This is a genomic window from Streptococcus sp. CCH5-D3 (genome assembly GCF_001556435.1).
In the GTDB taxonomy this organism is placed as follows: Bacteria; Bacillota; Bacilli; order Lactobacillales; family Streptococcaceae; genus Streptococcus.
Map to the genome: position 1 here is coordinate 1 of NZ_LSIW01000083.1, position 210 is coordinate 210.

The window sequence follows — 210 nt, forward strand, 5'->3', positions numbered from 1 at the left end:
CCAAAGCTTCTGCGACTTACACACCAACTGTGACACCAGTAACTCCAACAGCAACACCAGCTGAATCTACGGGACCTCAAGGTTTGGTTCAAACTGGAACAGTAACCTTCACAGAAGGTGATGAAGTAGCGCCAATTAACAAGGATTCAATTACCCTTCTTGATGAAAATGGTCAGCCAGCAGCATCAGTAGAAGCGAAATCACCAGCAG

Annotated in this window: 1 protein-coding gene; it reads left to right on the forward strand. The window is 46.2% G+C overall.

Annotation, left to right across the window (positions count from 1 at the left end; translation table 11 throughout):
• The coding region (locus AX662_RS05860; protein ID WP_156430694.1) for a hypothetical protein at window positions 1–210 on the forward strand (210 nt) is incomplete at both ends.